Raw genomic sequence first — 2,360 nt, forward strand, 5'->3', positions numbered from 1 at the left:
TTCTAAAAAATCAATTTGCAATGCCTGATGTCCTATCTTGGCATGTAGAGCTTTGAGGTCAATCTCAGGTTCTTGTTGTGCTGTTGGTCGTGAAAAAATATTGATTGATTGCTCAAGCAGTTGATTTTTCCAATCGATGATTTGGTTTTGATGTAAATCGAATTGAGTAGAAAGTTCAGCGAGTGTGTGGTCGCCTTTAATTGCTGCGAGAGCAACTTTAACTTTAAACTCTGCTGAATGATTACGACGTTTTCTTCGTGTCATGGTTGACTCCAAAAACAAGCATTTCCCATGCTTATTGGGGAGTAGATTATCACTTATAGACGTGGTCTAAAATCCTAGAACCACATCAGAATACTTGCAACCCCCTCTAATCATGTCATCAACACACACATTAATTTTTTAGAAAACTCTTTAAATAATAATCTTCCAATTGATCCTGTCATATTACGTGAACTTATTGAACAACTTAAAAATAAAATGGAATAAACTAGGCAGATTCAATAACGAAGTGCAACACATTCGTATGTGGTTGAGAAAGTTAGAATGTATTAACTTTATTTAGGCTTTGTTGCATAAACATTGGCTTTGTCGCATAAACACTCAAAATCCGCCCCCTAAGCCATTAAAATTTAAAAATATTTTGGGTATGCAGTCGACCCAATTCTGTGAATTTATTCAATACAGCAATTCAAGTATGAATTGATTGACCCGCCTTCTAAAATGTCTTGTTATCAGTTGATCTCAGAATAATTTGATACAATGCATATTAGTTTCTACAAAACTTCAACGATGATAACTGATCGGTAATCTCCCCTAAAAATAATTGAGCTTAAAAGTGGAAAATCGAATAGACCTTGATTTAAGGAGATTTTCTATAAAAACATCTAAATATTCAGACAGCTTAATCATGAGTATTTTGAAGCAAGCTGAAGCAGGTACGCCTGTACCAAACCTTTGCCGCGAACACAATATGAGCTCTACCACGTATAAGTGGAAGACCAAATATGGCAGCATGGATCTTCCCATGATGACTCGTCTCAAAGAGTTAGAGACTGAAAATGCCCGTTTAAAATGAAGGTACGCAGATGAACGACTTAAGTCAGATATTTTACAGGATGCTCTCTCAAAAAAGTTTTAAGGCCTGTTCAACATAAGATCATTGCTCAGCAAGCTGCTGAGCAATGTAAGATTTCAATCAGCATAGTCTGTTTAATTTTTAAAGTGAGTCAAACCTGTTATCGCTATAAAGCATTACTGAAAGAGGAAAATGTTCCAATTGCTGAGTGGATGGTTAAACTAACAAGCGAAAATAAAACGTGGAGTTTTAAACTCCGCTTTCTGTATTTACGTAATGTCAAAGGCCATCGCTGGAATCACAAACGCGTATATCGAATCTATAAAGAACTTGAACTGAACTTTAGGATTAAGCCGAACAAGCACATTAAGCGAGAGCAGCCAGAACCCCTTACAGTACCTACCTATAAGAATGAGTCATGATCAATGGATTTTATGCATAATCAACTGAGTGATGGTCGTAGCTACCGAGTTCACAACATGATTGATGATTACAATCGAGAGTCATTAGAAAATCTGATTGACTTCTCATTACCTGCTGAGCGGGTACTTAGAGGACTGGATCAGCTTATAGCATGGCGTGGCAAACCAAAACGAATACGCAGCGACAATGGCCCAGAATACATTAGTGATTTAATGGAAGTATGGTGTAAACAGCATAATAGTATTTAGCATATCTTCACTCAGCCTGGTCATCCGCAGCAGAATGCCATGTGGAGAGGTTTAATCGTACTATTCGCTACGAATACTTAAATCAGTATTTATATCGAGATCTTAGTAAAGTTCAGGACTATACGACTGACTGGCAATACTTTTATAATCATGAACAACCTCATATGTCAGTTGATGGTAGTTCACCTAATTTTAAACAATGATAAGGGCTTCGGATTTTCTACTCATTAACTCAATTAAAAATGGGGGGGTATTAGGTGTACTAGCTCAAACCTGATCTGACAGTTATCCACTTTCAGTGTATCTATCTGATTGCTCTAATTGAAATAATGAAAAATACTTTGTGCTCTAAAGCTAATTTAATGTAACCTTTAGAGCAATAATAAATATTTAAAAAATAATCTCTACATTTAAACAATAGCAATTCTATATTCAGCCATTATGATATATTTTCGAATATAATATCTATAGCTAGTAACTCTGATTCCAGTGTTAAAAGTTTATGATCTCGCTCTTTCATAAATGAAGCAATTTTTTCCTGAATCTTGGGGTATAGTAATAAATACTTCTCTGTACACGACAAAAATAGATAACTCATTGAAATAATGTCA

1 protein-coding gene and 1 pseudogene are annotated in these 2,360 nt (G+C 35.4%); one reads left to right on the top strand and one right to left on the bottom strand.

What is annotated here, in order from left to right:
- Window positions 1–264: IS3 family transposase (locus tag F988_RS03870; protein ID WP_004680914.1), on the bottom strand; the 264-nt coding region annotated here is incomplete at its 3' end.
- Between the two features lie 613 nt (window positions 265–877).
- Here F988_RS03870 and F988_RS14375 point away from each other — a divergent pair.
- Window positions 878–1,952, top strand: a pseudogene (locus F988_RS14375) (IS3 family transposase).
- Window positions 1,953–2,360 lie beyond the last annotated feature (408 nt).

This window comes from Acinetobacter parvus DSM 16617 = CIP 108168 (assembly GCF_000368025.1).
Classification (GTDB): domain Bacteria; phylum Pseudomonadota; class Gammaproteobacteria; order Pseudomonadales; family Moraxellaceae; genus Acinetobacter; species Acinetobacter parvus.